The organism is Bacillus sp. T-10(2022), assembly GCF_056502895.1.
In genome coordinates, this window is the sequence record NZ_CP113518.1 from 4,490,770 (window position 1) to 4,514,786 (window position 24,017).

The following is a 24,017-nucleotide window of genomic DNA, read 5'->3' on the forward strand; positions in this document are numbered from 1 at the left end:
GGGAATAGCGAGTCCAAGGGAGACCCCTCAGGCGCAAGTGCGCCGAGGAGGCTCCCGGACCGCCCGCGGAAAGCGAGTGCTCTACGTTCCAATCAACGTCCAAATTTGTACAAGCAAAAAAAATGTAGACAAACTCAATTTTCATCGGGTTTGTCTACATTCTGAAGGTTTCTTTACATTACATCATGATATGACAGTGACAGCGTTTCCAAAAAAACCTGAATTCACTTGGATGCCTTCGACCCTGCCGTATAAACTTTTTCAATGCCGTACTTGTTTAACTTATATTGCAGTCCCTGCCTTTTAATATTGAGGGCTTCTGCCGTTTTGCTGATATTCCCGTTATATTTCTCAAACATATTGATGATCATTTCCCTTTCCATTTCTTCAAGAACAACAGGTAAATCAATCCTGTTTTTCAATGGGGTAGGATGGCTCTGCGCATTTGCTGTTGCGTAATTTCCTGAAGGGAAAAGATAGGCAGGAAGATGATGTTCATCAATCATATCTTCCCCTGCGTCCATGACGTTAAAAGTTAACTCGATGGCATGTCCCAGTTCACGAATGTTCCCTGGCCATGGATATTGAAGAAGACGCTGCATCGCCTTATGACTGATCCCGCGCACTTCCGTAAAAAATGATTTGTTGAATTTTTGAATAAAGTGATTGACGATTTCCGGAATATCCGTTTTACGCTCCGAAAGAGAAGGCATCTGGATCGTCACGACATTGAGGCGAAAGAATAAATCCGAACGAATGATTCCCCGCTCCAACGCCTCTTCTGGAGAAATGTTCATCGCAGCAATGATCTTCACATTAATCTTTTGCTCCTTCGAACCTCCAACACGGCGCACCTCACCTTCCTGAAGCACTCGCAGCAATTTTGCCTGCAGGCCGAGGTCGAGGCTATTCAGCTCATCAAGGAAAAGGGTACCGCCATTTGCCTGTTCAAAAATGCCCATGCGATCCATCGCTCCGGTAAAAGCCCCTTTCGTCGTACCGAACAGCAACCCCTCCATCAATTCCTTGGGAACAGCCGCACAGTTTTGCGCTATGAATGGCTGATTTCGCTGAGCACTTACATTATGTATACTTTGCGCAACAAGTTCCTTCCCTGTTCCTGTTGGTCCATAAATCATGACTGGGGAATGTGTACGGGCCGCTTTTTTCGCCAAGGAAATCGCTTGCTGAAAAGCAGGGCTATTACCGATCAAATCACTAAAATGATAGGTCGCCGTCCCTTCAGAGAACTTATTTTTCCTATGGGTCTCGGCCAGCTGGGAACGCAAATCGACAATTTGGTCATACATATTCATGACCTTCGTAATATCCTTTGCGATTTCCACTGCCCCAATAATTTCACCATCCTCATACAAAGGATAAGTACTATTGATGGACGTTATCTTTTTCTCCTTTAAGTTGACATATGTTTGAATGGACTCAATCGTTTCATTGCCTTTTTCCAATGCTACATGCAGCGTACTGGATTCATCAGTCAAGGAAGGATAAAGCTGAAAAATATTCTCCCCCAGCACTTGTTCACGCTCAAGCCCGTCAATATGTGCCATCATTTCATTGTAAAAAACCGTATCCCCATCTTTATTCACAATATGGACACCCACATTGATCACATTCAATATCCATTCAAATTGAGTGGAAAACTGATTTACTGAAGATTTCATTTCTTCATCTCCGTTCTCTGTCATTTGATAGAATCACCTGTAAATTATAGCATTTAATGGGAAACATTCATCTCTTTATTCTTATTAAAATCAAACTTCAACACAAAGGCAATAGAATAATAAGGTCAAATAAAGGAATCTCGCATTAAGCCAAGAAGATTATAAGAGAAAATATAAAATTTAGGGGTGAGTGGGATTTCGGAAACTAGATTAGAAATTAAACCGTGGGAAGAAAAAGACCTTGAATTACTATTTCAACTAAATGCCCCAGAAATGATGGAACACCTTGGCGGACCAGAAAGTAATGAACAAATCCTGAAGCGTCATCAACGGTATCTACAGATAGGAGATAAGGGATGCATGTTTAGCATCAACCCGTTTCCAGAGGCAAAGGCAGCCGGTTCCGTTGGCTACTGGCAAAAAGTGTGGAACGATGAATCTGTGTACGAAATCGGATGGAGCGTCCTCCCTTCCTTTCAAGGAAAAGGAATTGCATCTCATGCCGTGAAGGCACTGATAGAGAAAATCAAATCCGAACGAAATTACAAATACATTCACGCATTCCCTTCGATCAATAATCATGCATCAAACGCAATCTGCCGCAAGCTCGGATTCACTCTCAACTCCGAATGTGAATTCGAATACCCGCCAGGGAGCTTTATGCAATGCAATGATTGGTGCCTGGAACTTTGAATGAATTCTTTAAGTGAAAAGCGGATTTGTGTATAGGGAGGATTTTTCCGGTGGAAGTCGAATTATGCCGGGTTTAGGTGAATTATTTCCCGGGAAAGTCGAATTATTCCCGGGGTAGGTCGGATTATCTTGAAGTATGTCGAATTATTTCCGCTTGGGTCGAATTATTCCCTGAGTAGGTCGGATTTTCCCCTGGGTAGGTCGGATTTTTCCCTGGGTAGGTCGGATTTTTCCCGGGAAAGTCGAATTATTCCCGGGGTAGGACGGATTACCTCCTATCCGCTAACATTCATATACTTCTGAACCCCCTTCTTTTAGAATTTCTTCAGTGTCTGCCTAAAAGGATAATGAACCTGAATTTTAAGTTTTTATATCTTTATGAATGTTAGGTTGATTCTCTGATTTTAAGTTTGGTAGGCAATTTAATAACGTCGCGCTTTAATTTCAAATCACTACTTAAATATTTAATCAATTCCATTACAGTGCGTTGTCCTAATTCCATAATTGGTATATCGATTGTGGTTATGGTGGGGGTTGTGACTTGGCAAATAGATTGATTATCATACCCAACTATAGCTAGGTATTCCGGTATTTTATAGCCCAGCATAGTTGCCTTTTTAATTATTCCTGCTGCGACTTGATCATTTCCAGTAAATAAGGCAGTAGGTTTTTCTTTTAATTTTACTATTTCATCACAAATACGAAATCCATCTTCAATATTAAATCCATGTCCAAATATCCAGTCTTCATTATGTAGTAAATTATTATCTGCTAGAGCTTTGAAAAACCCCTCTTTTCTTTGATTCTGAGCCTGACTATAAGAAGTATCGTAGCAAAAACCTATCTTCCTATGGCCTTTTTTTATTAAATGATTAACAGCTTTGTATGTCGCTTCGAATTCGTCATAACCAATAATTGGTACAGAGGCGGAATCATGGTATTCATTACACAGTAAAATTGGGCCGTATTTCAAATAAGGCTTTATTACATTCCATTCATTTTCTAACGCTCCTAAAATAACCCCATCTACTTCTCTATTCTTTAATTTTTCCAAAACATCTAATTCATTTTTCGAATCATAAAAGGTTTGAAAAATAAGAACTTTATAATCATTTTCCAATGCTGCTAGAGATACTCCTTTAACCAATTGGGCAAAGAATGGATGATCGAACCTTGGGACTGATATTGCAATGGTTTTGGTTTTATTTGTCCTAAAATTCCGGGCAAGTGAACTTGGTGCATAATCAAGCTCTTCAATGACCTTTAAGATTTGTTCCCTTTTTTCTTTTGATACATATGGATGATTGTTTAAGACTCTAGATACCGTTGTTTTAGAGACATTACATATCTTGGCTATCTCGCTAATTCTCGTCATTTAATCCCATCCTTGTAATAAGTGGTTGACATGTTATCGATTTCAGAAGTTATTATTAAACCGTTCCTAATATATTAACAAAATTTTTCTGAGTTGTATTTTTAAAATTTTTAGCTTATGGAGGGATTGTTATGTTATTGAATAAAAAGGGCGGGTTTCAGTTATTGCCAAATGTTGAAGACCCAAAATACATTGTATTCTGTGATTTTGATGAAACCTATTATCCTCACTCCATGAGTCACGAGAGACAGAAAGATTTATATGAACTTGAAAATTACTTAGAAGCAAAAAGTAATGATGAAGAACTTGTCTTTGGCTGGGTCACTGGGAGTAGTATCGAATCAATATTACATAAAATGGAACATGGTGGATTCAGATTTTTCCCGCATTTTATTGCAAGTGACTTAGGTACCGAAATCACCTATTTCTCAGAAAATAACTTTTTGGAAAAGGATCCAGATTGGCATTCACAGATTAATATCGAAGAATTTAATAAACGGAAAGTCGATGAAATTTATAATGTTCTACTCATGGGCAATATACCATTGATTCCTCAGACTCAAATGGGAAGTTCACGCTATAAAAGAAATTATTATTATCAAATACAACATGAATCTGTCGACAAGAAGAACTTATCCACTATCCAGAAGGTGGCCAAAGAGTACGGGATAGGGGTAAATATCAATCGTTGTAATCCCCTTGCCGGCGATCCTGAAGATAGTTATGATATAGACTTTATTCCATTAGGTACTGGTAAAAATGAGATTGTACGATTTATGCTAGACAAATTCGGGCTGAGTCGGGAGCATGCCTTTGCTTTCGGGGATAGCGGAAATGATTTGCTCATGTTAAAAAGTGTTAAACATGGTTACCTTGTAGGGAATGCAACTCAAGAAGCCAAGGAAGCTCATACTAAAATAGCGACAGGTACGTACGCTAAAGGAATATTAAGAACTTTACAATCCATAATTAACATTTGAAAGTATTAGTAATGAAAAAAGGTAGTTGGTGCACTCTTGCCACAGCTTTAACTTTCTGCTAACAGTATGGATTCTCTATCAAGCAAACAAATCATTCCATGTTTCTTTACCTGCAAGCTTATCAGCGGATATCCTGCTTGCTCTTTGGTATTTGAATAGTGCCGTCTCGGTATTTTTTCCGAATTCTCCATCAAGGGGCCCAGGGTTATATCCTTTCATATAGAGCGCTGCTTGCAGGATCCATGTGATATTGCAGCTAGCGCCTTTTTTTATGGTGACGATCGCATTTTTGGTTTTAGGTCCCCACTTCCCATCGACAACAAGCTTTTTATTGAATTGCTTATTCAATTCCGTTTGTAAACCTTTTATAAGGGCCGATCGAGTTTTGGGACCATAAAACCCATCACCCTCAATAGCCGTTTCATATCGGCCATTTAACGTTTTTTGGATCGAAATTATAAGACTATCTCCTTTGCTGGTCTTCGGTATATCCGTTCTTTCTAATTTAAAGGCAAGGTGCGGTTTCTTTCCTGCTTGTAACTGAGTATAAGATAACCCGCTTGTCATCTCCAAATGGGGATAATCTTTGAATGAGCTCCAATCCCCGCCCCATTTGAATCCTAAATCCTTACCTATGGCAGCCACGCGCTGCCACTTTGAATTAACTGTCCATATTGCTCTCCTGCCATCATCACTCACAATGAAGAAATCAATAGCCAGTCCATAATTATGATAGGATTGCCCTGGCTTAGCATTCGTCACAATGGGTTTAGCTAGATTACTATAGTTTTTTCCATTGTAGCTGTAAACTCGTCCTTGACCATAAAGCGCGGCTTGTTCTTCCAAAGAGCGATAACCTTCACTTATCTGCACAGTGATCCCTTCATTATAAGCACGTTCCACCATTTCCAATGCTGATGCCTTCACAACAGGATTCATCCCTTTGCCCATCTTTTTCACTGATCGATCCAATAATGTCCGTAATGCTATTTTCACTGTAATCCCTCCTCTTATGTTCCCATCAAACTGTATATAAGCCTTTTTAACGGAAAAGTAGCAGAGTTGGAAAAGTTTGTTCTCATTTATTAGAGAATAGAAGTAATATGTTATTTATTTAACAAACGTTCCAGTTGAATTCTGAAATCCATTAAAGGTTACAGTAAAAAACATGGAGGATAACTTTGTCTTAAACATGGTTCGGGATGAGACTAGCCTACAGTTTTTTCTTATAAAAGTTCCAGCTGATTTCAGAAATCCGCTCCCTTTCCGCCGACTGCCTGCCAAGTATTGATGACTGAGGTGAAAAAGCCTGTCGTTCTTCAATATAGATAGGGAATTTCCCAAAAAAATTAGACTGCTTCCTTTCGCCCGTTTGCGAATGAAAGCAGTCTAATAATGTATTATTTTATTAATCTCTTTAACTTACGCTTTAATTTCAATAGAGGGGCTTATCGTAAAGTCAGCCTCTGTTTTACTTTTCACTTCATCAAGTGTTACGCCATTTTGCAATTCAATCAATTCCATGCCAGCGTCTGTAAATTGAAAAACAGCCAGTTCGGTAATCAGGCAATGTACGACTTTTTCTCCCGTCAATGGCAATGTACAGCTTTTTTTCACTTTGGACTCCCCATGCTTGTTCACATGGTCCATGATGACAACAATACGTTTTGCGCCTTGGACGAGGTCCATCGCTCCTCCCATTCCTTTTACCATCTTCCCTGGAATCATCCAGTTTGCCAAGTCCCCATTTTCGGAAACTTCCATCCCGCCTAAAATGGCTAGATCGATGTGGCCGCCGCGAATCATAGCGAACGATTCAGCGCTATCAAAAAATGATGCCCCCGCTTTTGCCGTTACTGTTTCTTTTCCTGCATTGATCAAATCCGGATCGACTTCATCCTTTTGAGGATAAGGCCCGATTCCCAGTAAGCCATTTTCCGATTGAAGCATGACATTAAAGTCATTCGGAATCATGTTGGCAATCAAGGTTGGCATTCCAATCCCTAAATTTACACACATACCATCGTGGATTTCTTTAACGGCCCGTTCTAAGATTAGTTGTCTAGTCATTCGATACTCCTCCTTTTTATGCGTTAGCAGTTGTAAGTCTTTCAATTCGTTTATCATAGTCATTTCCTACAAGCACTTTTTGTACATAAACCCCTGAAGTATGAATTTCATCCGGATCGAGCTCCCCTGTGCCCACGAGCTCCTCCACTTCGACAAGCGTGACTTTCCCTGCTGTGGCAACGACAGGGTTAAAATTCCTTGCCGTTTTCCGATATACAAGATTACCGAAATGATCTGCTTTCCAGGCTTTTACAAAGGCAAAATCTCCGACTATTCCTTTTTCCATAATGTATGTGAGGCCATCAAACTCTTTATGTTCTTTACCTTTTGCGACTTCCGTCCCTACTCCTGTAGCTGTATAAAAGGCAGGAATTCCCGCTCCGCCCGCTCTTAAACGCTCGGCCAGCGTTCCTTGGGGAACAAGCTCGACCTCAAGCTCGCCGCTTAAAAATTGCTGTTCAAATAACTTATTTTCCCCTACATAAGAAGCGATCATTTTTTTGATTTGTTTGTTTTCAAGCAAAAGACCTAGACCCCAATCGTCGACTCCACAATTATTGCTGACAATCGTCAAATCCTTTACACCTTTGTTACGCAAAGCAATGATTAGTTTTTCTGGAATTCCGCTTAATCCGAACCCGCCAACGATAATGGTTGCTCCATCCTCAATTTGTTGAATAGCGCTATCAAAAGATGTTAATATTTTACTCATTTTCCATCATCTCCATTCTATATACTATTCTATTAAATAAACAGTGAAGTTGCAAAAGCTATGATGAACACGGTCACTGTTTTCAAAATGGTAATCGCAAAGATATCTTTGTAAGATTGACGATGTGTCAGTCCAGTAATGGCAAGTAAGGTAATGACGGCACCATTATGCGGCAGCGTATCCATTCCGCCAGATGCCATGGATGCAATTCGATGAAGCATTTCCGGGGTGATTCCGACACTTTGGGCTACCTGCAAATAGTGACCTCCCATTACTTCTAACGCAATCGAAAGTCCACCAGATGCAGATCCGGTAATCCCTGCCAGCACATTGACGGCAATAGCTTCTGATACGAGCGGATTACCGCTTGCATTGAACACCCAGTTTTGAATGACCGAGAATCCAGGTAGCGTTTTCACAACATTCCCAAAACCAACTTCAGAAGCAGTATTGAATATCGCAAGCAATGAACCCATTGCCGCAGCTGTTAATCCACTTGCCAATTTGACCTTGATACGTCCAACATTCAGAAGCATCGCTGCAATAATACCGATTGTCAGTGCCACAATCAAAGACCAGGATGATGTGACTGTGCTTACATCGGCAATGTTGAAAGTTTCCTTCAACATTGACGCATCATACCAGTGCTTAACCGAAATGGCACTGCGGCTGAAAGCAAAATTAAATGCTACAACAAGGATGAGCGGTACGATGGACAGCCAAAAGTTAGGCAGGTTTTGCTGTTCTGCACTTTCTGGTTCATTAATATGTCCTTCCCCGTATCCTTCACCATTTGCCAACGCTTGTTTACGACGACGCTCTAACCAGATCATTCCTCCAGTAAATACCATGATCGCGCCAATAATCCCCATTATTGGAGCTGCATACGTATCTGTTCCGAAATAATTCGTTGGAATGATATTTTGAATCTGAGGTGTTCCAGGAAGGGCATCCATCGTATAAGTGAAAGCGCCTAATGCTATCGTTCCCGGCAATAATCTTTTTGGAATGTCTGCTTCTTTAAAAATTGCCGCTGCGAATGGATAAACGGCGAATGCCACTACAAACAACGAAACCCCGCCATATGTCAGTGCCGAACACGCCAGCACTACAGCAAGAATGGCCTGCTTTGAGCCTAGTGATTTTACGATGGTCTTGGCGATGGATGCAGCTGCACCGCTCATCTCCATGACTTTTCCAAATACGGCCCCTAATAAAAATATCGGAAAAAACGCTTTTATATAGTTAGCCGCAAACGTCATATATGTCTCTGTATAACTCGGCAGCAAATGTCCACCGGATAAGATGACCGCCAGTAAAGTAACAACCGGCGCTATGATAATGACCGGATAGCCCCGGTAGGCTAAAAAGATTAAAAGTCCCAGCGCCACAACAATGGCTAAAATTTGAATCACCAACTCAATTCCCCCTTTTCTCCCCTTGCCCCAAAATTATTTCGGCAGCATTTAAATAGAACTATTAAGCTCCTAAATTCCACATTTTTAATCTTTCCGCTTTTACCATCCAAGCCTGCCTTCCCCAAGTCAGGCTGAATGATCTTCCAATTTTTGAGAACGCTTTCAACAATTTGCTGAATTACGAAATCCCTTTTCAATTTACGTGAAAAAACAATATAAAATGACAGATAGGCCATTCACTAAAGTAATTATGCAATTATTGTGCCAACTTTAATACAATGAAAAATCTCATCTTTTAAAGCCTTTTCCAACAGTTTATTTCCCTTTTAAAAGCTAAAGTCCCTTAAAACTGTTAAGTTTTCAGTACACCTAAGTATAAGCTTTGAAAAAGTGTAAGAATTTTCTTACAACATTTAATTTTCCTTTCGTTTTATGTACGGATTTCCTAACACACTCTCTTAAGAGGAGGTTAAAAAGTATAAAAAAGTGCCCTTGGGCTAAAGGGCACTTTCTGCAGTCATAAACCATATTTATTCATTTTTTCATACAGTGTTGTTCGACTCACTCCGAGTCTCTTTGCCGTTTCTGATTTATTACCTGAGGTCATTTCCAAACATGAAACGATTGCAGCCCGTTCCGTTTCATCCATTACTTCAGCTAAGGTGCGGATCGAGACTGATTCTTTATGACCCGTTATTTCTTTAGGGAGATGCTTGGAACGTATCATTTCCCCTTCTTCAACAATATTCATTGCGCGTTCAATGATATTCTCCAACTCACGAATATTCCCCGGCCATTTATAAAGACGAAGCAGCCGTAATGCTTGATCACTCATTCCCATTACGCGTTTTTTCATGAGGTTTTGATACTTTTCAACAAAATGATTTCCCAGTATTTCAATGTCCTCCGGTCGCTCCCTTAAGGAAGGAACCTGGATTTGCAAGACCTTCAACCGGTAATACATATCAAGCCGGAATTCCCCTTTCGAGACCATTTCCTCCAAATTACGGTTCGTTGCAGCGATTACCCGTACATCAATCGGAATACTTCCCGTCGAACCTACTCTCTCAATCTCCTTTTCTTGTAAAACACGGAGCAGCTTCACCTGCATATGCAGTGGCAGCTCACCGATTTCATCGAGAAAAATCGTTCCGCCTTCAGCCGCTTCGAACTTACCTGCTTTCCCGCCTTTTTTTGCCCCAGTGAAAGAACCCTCTTCATAACCAAAAAGCTCTGACTCCAGCAGCTCTGCCGGGATGGCGGCACAGTTCACTTTTACAAACACGCCCATGGCCCGTCTGCTATCATTATGAATGGCATGGGCAAACAGCTCCTTACCTGTTCCGCTTTCGCCCAAAATCAACACATTCGAGTCGCTTTTAGCTGCAATTTTGGCTTGACCTTTCACTTCCATGAAAGCAGGACTTCTTCCCATCAAATGATCAAACGTATATGAGGCCTTATTTCTCTCGCGAAAATCTCCTTTGTACTTTTTTAGCTCTACTTCAAGGGAATTTATACGCTTGGAAAGAGCGGTAAATTGCCCGACATTCTTAAAAAGGATCTTTCCGACCGCTCCTATTAATTTATCTTGTTTCCGTATCGGGGAGCGGGTCGCAATTATATAATTATCTTTAATTTTTTGTAATTCAGCGACCTCTTGCTTGCCAGTTTTGGCGACCACATGCATACGGGTGTTTTCAATGACCTCCGTTACATGTTTCCCTATCGAGCTTTCCTGATCGACCCCAAGAAAATCCGCATAAGCGTGGCTCAGCATTTGGACATACCCTTCCGTATCAACCATCACCAAGCCGTCATAGGCAAACTCGATAATATCCTTAAACAGAAGTTCTTCATGATTATCGACATTAAGAAAATCACTTTTATTATTTGTAAACAATAGGAGATAAATCTGATACTCCTCACCACCCATTTGAATGATGGCTTTTCTGACAATCCCATTATTATCATTCAAACGGATCGGAGTATTTACAGCTGGTACAAGGTTTTTTTCTAAAATCAAATTTATTTGCGTCTCAAATTGATTCTCAGCAAAAGCCTCTGATAATACGCGATTGCTTAGAACGATTTCTTTTTCGTTTTTCGTCACCAAAACACCAAAAGGCAATTCTTCCAATATCGCTTTCACTAATTCCAATTGAATAGTTTCATTATCGCTGGCCATTCCTATTCTCCTTAACCCGTCTGAAGTTTCCTCCATTATATCATAGGAAAATGAGGCCAAGTCATTACCGTTGCACAATCAGCGCAGTTCCCTGTCCGCCACCAATACATAAGGTGGCAAGGCCCGTTTTTGCATCCCTAAGCTTCATTTCATACAATAAAGTCACTAAGATGCGGGCACCGGAAGCGCCTACTGGATGACCCAGGGCAATCGCCCCGCCATTCACATTCACCTTCTCCGGCTTCAGTTCAAGGTCCTTAAGCACGGCGAGTGACTGTGCCGCAAAGGCTTCATTCACTTCCATCAAATCAATATCATCTATTGTCAATCCCGCTTTTGCCAAAGCTTTCCTTGTCGCAGGAACTGGACCGTATCCCATGATTTTCGGATCAAGCGCGGCGTTTGCATATGACTTGATTGTCGCTAACGCTTCCAGTCCCAGCTCGTCCGCTTTTTCTTTAGACATCAGGACTAACATCGCACCCCCATCATTGATTCCGGATGCATTTCCTGCCGTAACCGTTCCATTTTCCTTAAATGCAGGACGCAGCTTCGTTAGCTGGTCTATCGTCAGCCCATGACGCGGATGTTCATCTTGGTCCACCAAGATCGTCTTTCCTCTGCGTTTATATTCTACAGGTGCAATTTCCTCTGCAAATCGTCCTTCAAGCTGCGCTTTTTCAGCCTTTCTTTGGCTATCTAAAGCAAATTCATCCTGCTTTTCACGGCTGATTCCCCACTGTTCGGCGATATTCTCCGCAGTCACGCCCATATGATATTGATTAAAAACATCCGTTAAGGCGTCATAAGTCATTGAATCGACTGCTTCGGCATTGCCCATTTTCTGTCCAAAACGATAATTTGGAAGTAAATACGGGGCATTGCTCATGCTTTCAATCCCCCCGGCAAGAATCACATCAGCATCACCTAGGGCAATGAATTGCGCTCCCATTATGACCGTACGGAGGCCAGATCCGCAAAGTTTATTAATCGCCATGGCCGGCGTTGTTTCCGGAATTCCTGCATGAATCGCAACCTGACGTGCCACATTTTGCCCTAATCCAGCAGAGAGAATATTCCCAACCAATACCTCATCGATCATGTCAGCCGAAATATTTGCCCGCTTAATCGCTTCCTTAGCTGCCACAACTCCCAAGTCAACCGCCGAAACATTGGCAAGACTGCCTCCAAACGCACCAACCGGTGTTCTTGCTGCCCCTACAATCACTACTTCTCTCATAATACTTCCTCCTTCTCCATTTTTAATTTTCCCAGTTTAATAAAATTACGGTCCCTCTCATTGATTTTCTGAGAAACGGTAGATTCTTCATACGTAAAAATGCCTTCTCCCGACTTGGTCCCAAGCTTTCCCTCAGCCACCAAATCACGAATCAAATCAGGGGCTTCCTTACTCTGATCCAATACCGGTGAAACATTATCGAAAACACGCTGCCATGTATCAAGTCCGCCAAAATCAGCAATCTCGATCGGTCCGGTAAATGCCCAGCGAAAACCTGGTCCAGCCGTTATCGCCGTATCGATATCCTCAGCATCGGCGATGTCCTCTTTTAATAGATAAAAGGCTTCCCGCATCAAGGCAGTCTGGAGACGGTTGGCAATGAATCCTGCTATTTCTTTTTTCAAGAGAATCGGAGACTTGCCGATATTACGCATCAAATCCATTGTTGTCTTGACGATTTCCGGCTTCGTTTCGTCATGCTGAACAACTTCAACCAATGGAACCAAATGGCCAGGATTAAAGAAATGCGTGATGACCATTCGGTCCGCAAACGATGCCTTCTCCATCAATTGAGAAATCGGAAAGGTCGATGTATTTGAAGCAACAATGGCATCCGGCTTGATTATTTCCTCCATTTGCTTATATAGATTCAACTTCAGCTCGATGACTTCCGGAATGGCCTCTATGATAAAATCAGCATCCCTTACTGCCCCTTCCAAATCCACGCTATATGTAATACGGGCTAAAGCGACTTGCTTTTCCTGATCAGTCAAAACCCCTTCCTCAATGAGCAATGATAGATTCTCAGAAATCCGATTTTGGGCACGGTGTAGCAACTCTTCCTTTATATCGTTAATGGTGACGAAATACCCGCTAACTGCAAAAGACTGAGCGATTCCACTTCCCATTACACCTGAACCGATAATGGCTATTTTTTTAATCATCCAGCTTCCCCTTTCCGTTTTAATTACCTTTATTTACTCACCTTTTTATATATGCAATATCCATGCCAACGATAGGGGGAAATAAAATTCTTTTGTTATCAAGAAAATCATGATAGACTCTTACTCATTAACCTAAATCTTATTTTTAATAACCTTCCCTTTATATTTCCAATGGAGTTTACTCTGTGGAATATTCCCTGTTTACGAATAAAATGACAGAACTGGACCATTACATTTTTTATTGGAGGAATGTAATATGGTTAAAGATAAAGTGGCGATAATTACCGGATCTGCTAGAGGAATCGGCTTTGAGATCGGAAAGATATTTGCTGAAAATGGCGCAAAGGTCGTTTTGTCCGACCTTGATCAAAACACAGTTGAAAAAGCTGCTCTAGACCTAAGGAACAACGGCTTGGAGGTTATCGGCTTAAAAGCTGACGTAACAAGTGAAGAGGATATCATCCAACTAATCAAACAAGCTAAAGACAAATATGGACGAATAGATATTTTCATCAATAACGCCGGCCTTCAGCATGTGGCACCAATTGAAGAGTTTCCAACTGAAAAATTCGAACTGATGATCAAAATCATGCTGACCGCGCCATTCATTTCAATTAAGAACGTTTTGCCAATCATGAAAGAACAAGGCTTCGGCAGAATCATCAACATCTCTTCCATTAACGGTCTGATTGGATTCGCCAACAAAGCAGCGTACAATAGTGCCAAACACGGTGTAATCGGATTGACGAAAGTCGCCGCCTTGGAAAGCGCCTCTTTTGGCATAACCGTCAATGCCCTTTGCCCAGGATACGTAGACACGCCTCTTGTCCGCGGTCAATTGGAGGACCTGGCGAAAACAAGACAAGTACCACTGGAAAGCGTTTTGGAAGAGGTCATCTATCCACTTGTCCCACAAAACCGCTTACTCGATGTAAGTGAAATTGCCGACTACGCTATTTTCCTCGCAAGCGACAAAGCACGGGGCATCACAGGCCAGGCAGTCGTGTTAGATGGCGGATATACAGCTCAATAAAATGCATCTTAAAAACCCCGAATAAAGGACACCAAAAAAGGTGCTCTGTATTCGGGGCTTTCTGTCTTTCATGGAAATGTGGGAAAATTTGGTGGCACAAAAAAATCCCCCATGTTACAGTAATATTGGGATACCTCCCATTTTACAAATATTAAAAGGAGGCCTCGTCATGATTATTAAGTGGGTTAGACTGCGATAATTAAAAGCGCAGGCCAATCATCATGCTCCGGAAAGTATATATTGATCTGCGCCATCGTAACGGCTATTGGATAATATTTAATACGGAGGTAAAAAACATGAGTGAACAGATACTGAAAATAAATAAAGTGGATATATGTACAGAAAGTTTTGGAAACCATAAGGACCCTGCCGTGCTTTTGATCATGGGAGCGATGTCTTCATTAGACTGGTGGGATGATGACTTCTGTATCCGCCTCGCTGATTCGGGGAGGTTTGTCATTCGGTACGATCATCGGGATCTGGGACGGTCTACCGTTTATGAACCCGGTACCTCCAACTATACAATAACGGATTTGGCTGACGATGCCGCGGGTGTCCTGGACGCTTATTCTATAGAGCGTGCTTCTATCGTTGGAATGTCCCTAGGCGGTATGATCGGACAGATTCTTGCCTTAAGATATCCGGAACGCGTAAATACGCTTACGCTAATTGCATCAAGCGTGTTCGGGACTGTAATGGAAAAACTTCCTCCAATGGATCAGAGCATATTGGATCATCATGCAAAGAGCGCTTCCATAGATTGGTCAAATCGGGAAACGGTCATCGCTTTTCTTGCGGATGGATGGAAAACTTTAGCCGGCTCCAAACCTTATGAGCAGGAAAGAATGTATAAACTGGCAAAAAGAGAAGCGGACCGTGCCAAACAGCTACCGAGCAGATTCAATCATGCCATGCTTGCTGGGGGAAACGAATATTACGATCGAATGGGTGAGATTTCCGTACCTGTCCTCATCATTCACGGTACAGAAGATCCAGCCTTGCCATACGAGCACGGGCTTGCTCTTGCGAAAGCCATCCCTCAAGCTGAATTAGTGACTCTTGATGGATCAGGGCATGAGATTCATAGTAAAGACTGGGATATGATTATCGAATCAGTCATAAAGCTTACTTCGCGATAATTAATAAGTTTGCATAAAGGAAGCCGACCAATAAAGGTCGGCTTTTCTTTATACATTTGTTAGCAGAAACCGCCATATCCTTGAACGGGATAACAGCCATCGTTACCTCTATCGCCGCCGAAGCAAGCAGCTCCAACGATGATTAAAAGGATAAACAAAACGACTATAAAAGCGAAACCGCCACCAAATCCACCAACATCGTTACCACAACCGCAATTTGATTCATGACCACAATTTGACAATAGAAACATCTCCTTATTTGTTTTAGGAGGAAAAAATTAAATGGGTTAATTCAACTTATGTTCTAATTAGGATAATGACACAAAAATCATCGAAAACTTTTTCAACCATCCTTAAGTGATCCGAAATAAAACAGTTTAACAGCGTATTTTACTGTTTGGAGATTTCATGCAGCTTCGCCTGACACAGCGCAGAACTGCCGGACACCTTATTTACTCATTGAAATTTTTATTGTTTGTGACATCTAATTCCTACTAACTTCAGCTTCTTGTACAATGAAGTTAAAAAGGTCCGTGGTATTTATGATAAAAGGAAATTCTTATATTCTTGTTTTCTCCATGGCTGTTCTGTTGACAATAGTACTTGTTTCAACTACACCAATCATAATTAAAACTTTATTTGCTTTAATAACGATTGCGTTTTTATTTCCTGTGATTAGAAAGCTTCTGTTTAAAGACCATTTCAGAAAAATTAAAGTGGCATTCTACTCATCATTGACCTTTACAATCGGTTTATTTCTAGTCTCGGTTTTTGAAGAACCACCCTTTAAATTAGATGGAGATTTCTTTCAGATTATTCTTATTGTGCTTTTTTATAGTTTAATGGGAAATTTCTTTTATGGCTTACCAGTCTCACTAATTGCTGAATTTATTTCAATGAAATTTTTCAATATTCGTTTCTGGTTATCTGGAGCAATACATATTGGTTTTGGATTGGCTACATACTTTATTGACCCAGGAGGTTTCTTTATCTTTGCGGTTATTTGCTCCATAATCTTTTTTGCACTAGATGAAATCACTAAAGTATATTCGACTTCTTATTGGACTAACCTGCGCCGCTAGAGTGGCCATAAACTGTGTAGGAACAAAAAAAAAAGAAAAGGATAAAAAGAAATTAATCTATTTTATCCTTTTCAAGCAGTTCAATTACTCTATCAATTTTTTGTTCTATTTTATTGGTTTGTTTTGACCTTGTAAGAAGAGAACGAACAAAAAAGTAAACAGCAAAAATCATCCCAATCAACAAAGCAAACATAATAAGTTGATATACCATATCACCGATATTGTAACTCAAACACTTCACCCCTTTCTTTTGTATACTTGCAGAACTTATAGACTAAACATCTTGAACTATCCTCCGCCGCTAGTTGCAGTAGAAAAAGGCCGCCAACCAAACTCTATTATTAAAGTAAAGCACAGTTCATTAAGGATTAAATTCTAAAAGGTAATTTCCCAAAACTCACGATCTTCAATAACCAGGTCATAAGGATCTTTGATGTCCATCCAGCGAATGTTTCGTCTCTTAGAAAGTGCAGAGTCCTCTTTACCACTCAAACAAGTAAAATACTCTACTACCCCACTAGCATTCAGGGCTTCATCTAAATATGAATATAATATTGTTAAACATTTTACTTCTTCCGCTGTTCCTTTAAATTCAGGCCCTAAAGGGATGTGACTGGAATAAGTTGCTACTTGGTGATTGAACGAAAAGTGTGGACTATATGAAAATTTTTGTTTCAATTTGCTATCGTAATTATTTTCAAAATATAAATCTGTGAACTCCAATTCATTTTTAAAGACATTAGGTTGATCTGGAGACAAGGGGTTTGAGCCGAACGAACCTTTTGGCAATCTCATTGGTGAAGCTAGATAAATGTACTGAGTCATAAGTTTCTCCTTTCTGTACCTTCATATGATCTGACACAAATTATTCGTATAGTTTTTTAGATATCACTTTTAGTTCTTTATATATTTGCGTAAGTGATATTAGAATATGTATAGGCAATCCAACTGCAAGTCCCACCAATGGAGAATAAGGTCCAGGAGCGATACAAGTGTAATAGTTACATATATATAGATAATTAGTGCGGTAAAATAAAATTCTCCTTTTTTGGCTAATTATAGCATGGGTCTCTTGCAAAGTTCGAAAACACTACGGCTAGCTAGCTAACCTGCCCCTTTAGTCTTCAAGAAAATCAACAATACTTTTTATCAAAACTGATTTTTCAAAAAAAAGTAATAAATTTACACTTTTATACTGGAACGTTTGTTCTACATGTGTTATTCTTATAAAAACAAATAAAAAGATCAAATCGCAGCCAAACGATTTGATCCGTAATTATAAATAAAGGCCGGTTGTATCCGCGGGCCTAACACGGTTGTACCGCTGAGCCGAGCCATTTGCTAACGTTCAGGGTGCCGGTGATAAAAACAGCTACGAACTTCAGCTAAAGCACCCATTAGTTCTATAACTACTTTTTTATAACCAATAGTGTTTTCTCATGTAGTTCAATGTCATAGATGTCATAATTATTAAGTGTGATAATTTGGTCAAATTCAACATTTCTTGCTTCTACCAGCTTTCTTGATGAACTGACCTGCCACTATTGAACCTAGTGCATATTTCTCGGCAATCTTTTTCAGTGCCTTTGCACGAGAAACGATAAATTCTCTCATATACTTCTCTAAAAACACCTTATCAGCTAAAACTCCAATCGGACCGAACGGTGACTTATTTTGAAATTTATCTATAATTATAGTCCCGCCCTGCTCTTCTATAAACTGATGTGTATGTACGAAGGAATGGAAGGCACCCTTCACCATAATATCCACAAACTTATTTGGTTTTTCCATTAATTTCACTTTGGCTTTCAGCCTTTGTTTAATACCAAAGTGAATGGCTTTCCAAGTAACAGTATCTCCCTCCTCTAATAGCCCTTCTGTCACACCATCAACAGCAATTTCCTTTGTTTTCGCTGTCGTTAGCCCGTTATAGCAAGTATTACCTAGCTCTTTTCCAGTAACCTTCCTGTTTTTCCCATAAGAAAAAAGCTGCCTTAAGACAGCTCTTCGGTTTTTGCCTATATTTACTTTTTCATAACGGGGATCCATATTTCACTTCTAAATGTTGTTGAGGTTATGTCTTTATTTTCGTTCCAAAGGATTTCCGGCCCTTCTCTTTGTTCATAGTTAGAGGATGGAAACCATTCGGAATAAATACGTCCCCAAACATTTTGCAGTGTTTCAGGGAAGGGTCCGACTGCTTCGAATACAGCCCATGTAGATGCATCCACATTCAGCTGTGTTAAGTTATCTGGACATTCCCTCGTTGTAGCTGCACCGATATAATGATCAAGCTCCCCTTTTTCCTCCAACCGGCCTTCGGAAAAGTTCGCGGATGCACTAAGCAGCCCTAATGGCTCGACATTCGATAGGTTTTTAAGTTCATTTATCGTTTTCTCGTCTAAACTTTTCCACATAGATGCAATCTCTGGATTGACCCCGTTAAAAATGATTGGTACCCTTTTTTTAATTCCAATTATGTGAAATGCCTCTTTTTCTTCAATTCGATAGTTCATTTCACTGCCTCCTTTAATGGATAATTGGAAGGACATCGGTGGATAGGCTTTAAGTGAATGGCCATTACTTCTCGCTTCTGATGGCGTGATGCCATGCAAATGCTGAAATGCCCTTGCAAACGAGTCTGGTGAACTGTACCCGTACTTTATCGCAATATCAATGACCTTTATGTTGCTATTTTTAAGCTCAAACGCTGCAAGTGTAAGTCGTCTTCGGCGGATATACTCGGATAGTGAAATACCGGCAAGGAAGGAAAACATCCTTTTAAAATGATATTCCGAGCAATAAGCGAGCCTTGCAACCTCTTTAAAGTCAATTTCGTTCGTAAGATTGTCTTCAATGAATTTAATGGCACCATTCATATTTTTAAGCAAATCCATTCAATGACCTCCCTTATATCAACAGAATAGCAGGAGTTGAAACTAATCATCCGACATTCTGTGCACGATTATGTAGGGTATAAACTGTTTCATTAGTTTAAGTACAAACCTTCACGATCTCTTATAGACTTTCAATAAAAAAGCAATTACTTCCTTTTACAAAAGTAATGAAAACTATCACACTGTAAGTCATTTTATTATTTCTATTTTTTATAAAGGACTACCTTTAAAACCAATCCGCAAAATATTTTTTAACGAACCTCTGTCATATATCGGTTATATAAATCATCACATTTTTCAAGGCATTCTAAATATAATTGTCTGATTTCTGATATAGGACATAGTTTTATGTAACTTTCATCTTTTATTATCCTAATTAGTGGGTTCATTTCGTAATAATAACTATATTCTTGGTTACCTTTATTTAAAATGCTTTTATATCTTTTTAAAATAGTTATATAAGCATCATCAATTAACCTATATTCACATTTGGCTCTTTCTTGTTTATAAAATGTTTCGATTTCTCTTGCGAAAAATTTACTTTCCGTAAAGAACGAAGAATTTACTGGAGAATAATAAAGATACTGATCTTGATAAGGTCTCTTACTAATCTGCATTCTATGCCAATTTTTCACTTCTTTATACCGATCTCCTAAAGCTTTATAATCATTTGATATCGTTTTGGTTTGGAGATTCGATACATATTGAAAAATAGCAGAATTATTTTCGTAGTCAGAAATAGTAGTTATAGAACACCAGCATATATAGTTATTATCTAATTTCCCAATAATGCAGACCTCTTGTTTGGGACTAATGTATATTTCAAAAGAAACTTCCTTATCATCTACTTTATAATTTGGAACTACACTATGTTTTTGCTTGATCAAATTAAATTTTTCCATTTTAATTCCTCTCATATCTTTTCGTAAATTTACTGTATTCCTGCATATTAGTCAGAATTTCCACTTCAGCTATTGCCCCTTTTGCTCTATAAGAAAAGAGCAATTCGTCACTGCCCCTTAGAGAACTTTCGCACCTGTTAAAAAAAATACTCTTATTGTTGTGATGGGGATTTACGGACTTTTTGCATAAATAGCTCTGGATTATCAATCTGATTAAAACCGTATTTTTTATATAATGAATGGGCATCATTAGTAGCTAACATAAACCTGCGAACCTCTTTTAGTTCGGAATGGTTGGTGATAACATCCATTAACCATTTTGATAATCCTAATTTACGATAGTCAGGTAATATAAACACATCGCAAAGGTACGCATGGGTTGCTAAATCGGTTATTACCCTTGCAAATCCAACTTGCTCAATATCTTCATTTCCTATTTCACCTTTATAAACCCCAAAACATAAGGTCGTATTTTCAATTGACTTTATTACTGTTTCCTTCGGTATACCCTTTGACCAGTAAGCTTCTTGATTCAAAAAATCATGTATTAAATCCACATCTAAATACTTTTTATTAGCGGAAATCGAAAAACCCTTAATACTCATTTTACATCCCCCTAACCTTTTTTAATTTTCTGTAATTATACCAAATCACTGATGCCGAAATGGTTAAAAGCTGCCTTAAATATAACTCTATCTTCAGCTAACGTACCAGTTAGTTAAGTAAGGTTTAAGGGTTTCTTGGAAGAATTTTAATACAACAAGTATAACTAAGTAATCCGAAACAAATATTATACATGTTGCAAAATCAAAGGAGGTGGCTAAAATGAAAGCACAACGAGCAGAAGAAATTGCTTCTTCACCAAATATGGTTAATGTAACCTATAATGAGGAAAGTATCTACATCGAGCACGTCGATGAACAAAATGGAACCGCTACAATCCATCCCCTTGATGATCCAAATAAAAAACAAAGTGTTTCTGTAACCAGCTTAAAGGAACAGTAATTTCCTCGATTCAATTAATAAACCTCCACTTTCGGGTGGTGGTTTATTGTTCGATTAAGTTCATTGAACAAGCACCACATCTTGTACAGCTTATATTCTTCCATAAAAGTAAAAAAAGCCAACATCAATTGTTGACTTGAATTCTAATAAAGTTAACAACCTGTTCAAAAAACGAATTGGCTAAGCAATCTTTACATTAATTAGCATTACTTATATATTTCATTTTCTAATATAATCACTTTATCCCCATTCGCTGCTTTCCCTATTTGTTTCGTATTTTCAACCAACCGAAAAATATTATCACAGCATTGTTTTGCACCTATAACTAATAATGGTACACCTATAAAATCAATTTTTAATGCTCTTGATAAATATCCCCCTATAGACATGGCAATAGGTACAGTTGGTGATGTATTGGAGAATACTATTTTTTCGTTAAAGTGAAATTTCTCTTCTAGTAGTAAAGTCAATTCTTTTAATGCCGGAACAACAAGTTTCTCTCTTTTATGTCCAATTGTATAAACTGAGTTGCCCTCTTCATCGGTCCCGCGAAAAATTAGCTTTCCAAATTCTTTTTTCGTCAATTTATTAAAATATTTTACATTTAATATTTCTTCCTTAGTTAGTTTTCTTTCCGATTGGGGTAATTGTTTTAAATGATATGCGGCAGCCATAGACGTGGTATGTGTACCCCCATAATCATTATAAATATACATCATGAAATCATCCCTAATAGTTTTTTAATACTATTATGGTCATATACTCCATTTCCAATTCAGTTGATTATTTTAGGGAAATATACCGAATTCAGGAATATGACCTTGTTTCAAATAATCAAGTTGCCCTATCTAAAAACACGACCTTTTTGCAGTACTCGATTAGAATATTCCCGTCCTCGGATCATCAAGACCTAAAGGGTAAATAAATTAAAAGAGTACACCTATCAGTCTGAATGATAAGGGCACTCTTTTATTGTTTATTTTATTTATAAGCTGGGTATGTATAGACAGCAACGCCTCTGTTAGCCAGTCAGTGGGTTTCTTTAGTAACGAGTTCTAAAATCCTTCCAATCCTAGAGACGGGACAGAAAATTTTATTAGATTATCATTGATTTTTTCTTTTTTAATCGGGGCAGGCAATACTGTGCTCCTCACATCAGCGACCGTTTTAAGGTCAAAGGATTCTATTGCTTCCCCCTCTTGGTTCATGATTGAGAGAATTCCATCATTACTCGTTTTTAGGTTAGGTTGATCACTGATTAAATGAGTATAGTATAAGTCTTCGTTCAGCGTGTAGGAATGAGAGTAGTCCGCTGAATAAAGTTTGCTTTTTTTATCAATTTTGCCTGATTTAAAGTTTTCAAAGCCATAGTTGAATAAAAGCTTGGTATCAGAGTAGGCAACCTTGTCTGAAGGAGCTTTTAGAGTGACAGCAATCAATTCCTGTTCTCCTCTGGTGGCAGTAGAAATCAGGGTGTAGCCGGATTGACTGACGAAACCGGTTTTCCCGCCGGTTATTCCCTTATAGGGGAGTTCGCCTTTTAACATTTTATGATGGGTAATTAGAGTTGTGTCCCATGTTTCCACTTCCCATGGTAAATCCTTCTTCCCAAAATACTCACGGAAAGTTTCATTTTTCATTGCATATTGGGTAATTTTCGCAAGGTCACTGGCTGTAGTTACATGGTCTTTGTCAAACAATCCATGGGGGTTCGTAAAATGAGTATCGGTGACGTTTACTTCTGTTCTTAAAAACTCATTCAAATCTTCCATGAAAAGTTTTTCACTGCCGGACATATGCTCGGCAATTGCGATGGCTGCATCATTTCCGGAGTTGATTAGCATTCCTGCAATTAATTTGGAAAGCTCTATTTCCTCCCCAGGTTCAATAAATACCGAAGACCCGTCTGCCTTAGCTGCTTTCTTGCTAACAGTCACTAGTTCGTTCTTATCGCCGTGTTCTATAGCATATATAGCCGTGGCAACTTTCGTTAGACTGGCTGGATACATACTTTTATTCATGTTTTTTTCGTATAATACTTTTCCACTTTTCGCATCAATAATGATCCCGGCGTCACTATTGAGAGGTAAGTCAGATTCTGCACTTACAGTCGTAGAGGCGAAAGGGATTAAAGCCAAAATGAAGATGATGAAAAACTTTTTCATATGCCGCTCCTTTGATGATAGTTAAATCCTATATAGTCATAATAAAATAAATCTGAATGTTTAGAGTTGATTTATTGAAAGTGAAATACAAAAGTAATTACCCCTTAATAATTTTGGAAACATTTCGGGTAATGATTTTCATTTTCTTTCCTGAAATAACTTTATAAGGGTTGTGACCCTTTTAGTGGAGACTTCATTTACCCCCCTTTCAAATGTTTTTTTTTGTAAATCACTAAATCTTTTCATGAAAAAACCCTCCAAACTGAAGGGCTCAGACTGAAGACAAACTCGATGAAGAACAAGTTTGTCTCAATTTTTATTTAGGTTATAAAACCTGGAACGTCGATTTCCACTCCAGGCACTCGCTTTCCGCGGGCGGTCCGGGAGCCTCCTCGGCGCTTTTGCGCCTGTGGGGTCTCCCCTTGACGCTCTTTTCCCGCAGGAGTCTCGCACCTTCCGTTCCAATCAACTTTGTTTTGAAATTTAGATAAA

General features: G+C 39.3%; 24 protein-coding genes. 6 read left to right on the top strand and 18 right to left on the bottom strand.

What is annotated here, in order from left to right:
• Positions 1-224 precede the first annotated feature (224 nt).
• Positions 225-1,706, bottom strand: coding sequence for a sigma-54 interaction domain-containing protein (locus OSJ91_RS21950; protein ID WP_485890415.1), 1,482 nt, complete (start codon positions 1,704-1,706; stop codon positions 225-227).
• A gap of 162 nt (positions 1,707-1,868) precedes the next feature.
• Here OSJ91_RS21950 and OSJ91_RS21955 point away from each other — a divergent pair, with 162 nt between their 5' ends.
• Positions 1,869-2,375 carry a GNAT family N-acetyltransferase gene (locus OSJ91_RS21955; RefSeq protein ID WP_485890416.1) on the top strand — a complete coding sequence of 169 codons (507 nt, stop codon included), beginning with the start codon at positions 1,869-1,871 and terminating at the stop codon, positions 2,373-2,375.
• Positions 2,376-2,760: 385 nt separating this feature from the next.
• On the opposite strand, the gene OSJ91_RS21960 is transcribed toward OSJ91_RS21955, so the two are convergent.
• Entirely contained in the window at positions 2,761-3,750 is a 990-nt protein-coding gene (locus OSJ91_RS21960) for a LacI family DNA-binding transcriptional regulator (protein ID WP_350299957.1), read from the bottom strand.
• A 131-nt stretch (positions 3,751-3,881) separates the two neighbouring features.
• Here OSJ91_RS21960 and OSJ91_RS21965 point away from each other — a divergent pair, with 131 nt between their 5' ends.
• Entirely contained in the window at positions 3,882-4,730 is an 849-nt protein-coding gene (locus OSJ91_RS21965; RefSeq protein WP_350299958.1) for an HAD-IIB family hydrolase, read from the top strand.
• 78 nt (positions 4,731-4,808) lie between these two features.
• Here the strand turns inward: OSJ91_RS21965 and OSJ91_RS21970 are convergent, their stop codons facing one another.
• The 7 genes from OSJ91_RS21970 to OSJ91_RS22000 all read right to left on the bottom strand — a co-directional run bounded on the left by OSJ91_RS21970 (position 4,809) and on the right by OSJ91_RS22000 (position 13,302).
• Positions 4,809-5,726 (bottom strand): peptidoglycan-binding protein, encoded by a 918-nt coding sequence (locus tag OSJ91_RS21970; RefSeq protein ID WP_350299959.1) that lies wholly within the window; start codon positions 5,724-5,726, stop codon positions 4,809-4,811.
• 426 nt (positions 5,727-6,152) lie between these two features.
• Complete coding sequence (locus OSJ91_RS21975; protein WP_350299960.1) at positions 6,153-6,800, bottom strand: 3-oxoacid CoA-transferase subunit B; 648 nt, start codon at positions 6,798-6,800, stop codon at positions 6,153-6,155.
• Positions 6,801-6,816: 16 nt separating this feature from the next.
• Entirely contained in the window at positions 6,817-7,512 is a 696-nt protein-coding gene (locus OSJ91_RS21980; protein ID WP_350299961.1) for a CoA transferase subunit A, read from the bottom strand.
• A gap of 32 nt (positions 7,513-7,544) precedes the next feature.
• Complete coding sequence (locus tag OSJ91_RS21985; RefSeq protein ID WP_241589224.1) at positions 7,545-8,930, bottom strand: GntP family permease; 1,386 nt, start codon at positions 8,928-8,930, stop codon at positions 7,545-7,547.
• Between the two features lie 517 nt (positions 8,931-9,447).
• The gene (locus OSJ91_RS21990) at positions 9,448-11,118 is read right to left on the bottom strand and encodes a sigma-54 interaction domain-containing protein (protein ID WP_350299962.1); all 1,671 of its coding nucleotides are present in this window, start codon (positions 11,116-11,118) and stop codon (positions 9,448-9,450) included.
• 64 nt (positions 11,119-11,182) lie between these two features.
• Positions 11,183-12,358, bottom strand: a complete 1,176-nt coding sequence (locus OSJ91_RS21995; RefSeq protein ID WP_350299963.1) for an acetyl-CoA C-acetyltransferase — start codon at positions 12,356-12,358, stop codon at positions 11,183-11,185.
• Positions 12,355-13,302 carry a 3-hydroxyacyl-CoA dehydrogenase family protein gene (locus OSJ91_RS22000; RefSeq protein ID WP_485890417.1) on the bottom strand — a complete coding sequence of 316 codons (948 nt, stop codon included), beginning with the start codon at positions 13,300-13,302 and terminating at the stop codon, positions 12,355-12,357. The genes OSJ91_RS21995 and OSJ91_RS22000 overlap by 4 nt, the downstream gene beginning before the upstream one ends.
• A gap of 256 nt (positions 13,303-13,558) precedes the next feature.
• On the opposite strand from OSJ91_RS22000, the gene OSJ91_RS22005 reads away from it, so the two are divergent.
• Both OSJ91_RS22005 and mleCBF read left to right on the top strand, forming a co-directional pair.
• Complete coding sequence (locus tag OSJ91_RS22005) at positions 13,559-14,335, top strand: 3-hydroxybutyrate dehydrogenase (RefSeq protein WP_034309729.1); 777 nt, start codon at positions 13,559-13,561, stop codon at positions 14,333-14,335.
• 296 nt (positions 14,336-14,631) lie between these two features.
• Positions 14,632-15,474: a CBF family alpha/beta fold macrolide esterase gene (gene mleCBF / locus OSJ91_RS22010; RefSeq protein WP_350299965.1), complete on the top strand. Its 843-nt coding sequence runs from the start codon at positions 14,632-14,634 to the stop codon at positions 15,472-15,474.
• Between the two features lie 59 nt (positions 15,475-15,533).
• Here the strand turns inward: mleCBF and OSJ91_RS22015 are convergent, their stop codons facing one another.
• Complete coding sequence (locus OSJ91_RS22015) at positions 15,534-15,725, bottom strand: YjcZ family sporulation protein (protein WP_485890418.1); 192 nt, start codon at positions 15,723-15,725, stop codon at positions 15,534-15,536.
• 291 nt (positions 15,726-16,016) lie between these two features.
• Here OSJ91_RS22015 and OSJ91_RS22020 point away from each other — a divergent pair, with 291 nt between their 5' ends.
• A complete protein-coding gene (locus tag OSJ91_RS22020; RefSeq protein WP_485890419.1) occupies positions 16,017-16,556 on the top strand; it encodes a hypothetical protein in 540 nt (179 codons plus the stop codon).
• A gap of 52 nt (positions 16,557-16,608) precedes the next feature.
• Here the strand turns inward: OSJ91_RS22020 and OSJ91_RS22025 are convergent, their stop codons facing one another.
• The 6 genes from OSJ91_RS22025 to OSJ91_RS22050 form a co-directional block, all read right to left on the bottom strand.
• Positions 16,609-16,788 (bottom strand): DUF4083 domain-containing protein, encoded by a 180-nt coding sequence (locus OSJ91_RS22025; RefSeq protein ID WP_350299968.1) that lies wholly within the window; start codon positions 16,786-16,788, stop codon positions 16,609-16,611.
• A gap of 143 nt (positions 16,789-16,931) precedes the next feature.
• The gene (locus tag OSJ91_RS22030) at positions 16,932-17,381 is read right to left on the bottom strand and encodes a hypothetical protein (RefSeq protein ID WP_485890420.1); all 450 of its coding nucleotides are present in this window, start codon (positions 17,379-17,381) and stop codon (positions 16,932-16,934) included.
• A 669-nt stretch (positions 17,382-18,050) separates the two neighbouring features.
• Entirely contained in the window at positions 18,051-18,605 is a 555-nt protein-coding gene (locus OSJ91_RS22035; protein ID WP_485890421.1) for an SRPBCC family protein, read from the bottom strand.
• On the bottom strand, positions 18,581-19,453 hold the full coding sequence (locus OSJ91_RS22040; protein ID WP_485890422.1) for an AraC family transcriptional regulator: 873 nt from the start codon (positions 19,451-19,453) through the stop codon (positions 18,581-18,583). The genes OSJ91_RS22035 and OSJ91_RS22040 overlap by 25 nt, the downstream gene beginning before the upstream one ends.
• 251 nt (positions 19,454-19,704) lie before the next feature.
• Positions 19,705-20,355 carry a hypothetical protein gene (locus tag OSJ91_RS22045; protein WP_350299971.1) on the bottom strand — a complete coding sequence of 217 codons (651 nt, stop codon included), beginning with the start codon at positions 20,353-20,355 and terminating at the stop codon, positions 19,705-19,707.
• 152 nt (positions 20,356-20,507) lie between these two features.
• Positions 20,508-20,960 (bottom strand): GNAT family N-acetyltransferase, encoded by a 453-nt coding sequence (locus OSJ91_RS22050; RefSeq protein WP_350299972.1) that lies wholly within the window; start codon positions 20,958-20,960, stop codon positions 20,508-20,510.
• 220 nt (positions 20,961-21,180) lie between these two features.
• Between OSJ91_RS22050 and OSJ91_RS22055 the strand changes: the two genes are divergently transcribed.
• Positions 21,181-21,360, top strand: coding sequence for a small acid-soluble spore protein H (locus OSJ91_RS22055; RefSeq protein WP_101223203.1), 180 nt, complete (start codon positions 21,181-21,183; stop codon positions 21,358-21,360).
• 206 nt (positions 21,361-21,566) lie between these two features.
• On the opposite strand, the gene OSJ91_RS22060 is transcribed toward OSJ91_RS22055, so the two are convergent.
• Together OSJ91_RS22060 and OSJ91_RS22065 are read right to left on the bottom strand one after the other, a co-directional pair.
• Positions 21,567-22,079: a DUF3189 family protein gene (locus OSJ91_RS22060; RefSeq protein WP_350299973.1), complete on the bottom strand. Its 513-nt coding sequence runs from the start codon at positions 22,077-22,079 to the stop codon at positions 21,567-21,569.
• Between the two features lie 336 nt (positions 22,080-22,415).
• The gene (locus tag OSJ91_RS22065; protein WP_350299974.1) at positions 22,416-23,525 is read right to left on the bottom strand and encodes a D-alanyl-D-alanine carboxypeptidase family protein; all 1,110 of its coding nucleotides are present in this window, start codon (positions 23,523-23,525) and stop codon (positions 22,416-22,418) included.
• Positions 23,526-24,017: the final 492 nt, after the last annotated feature.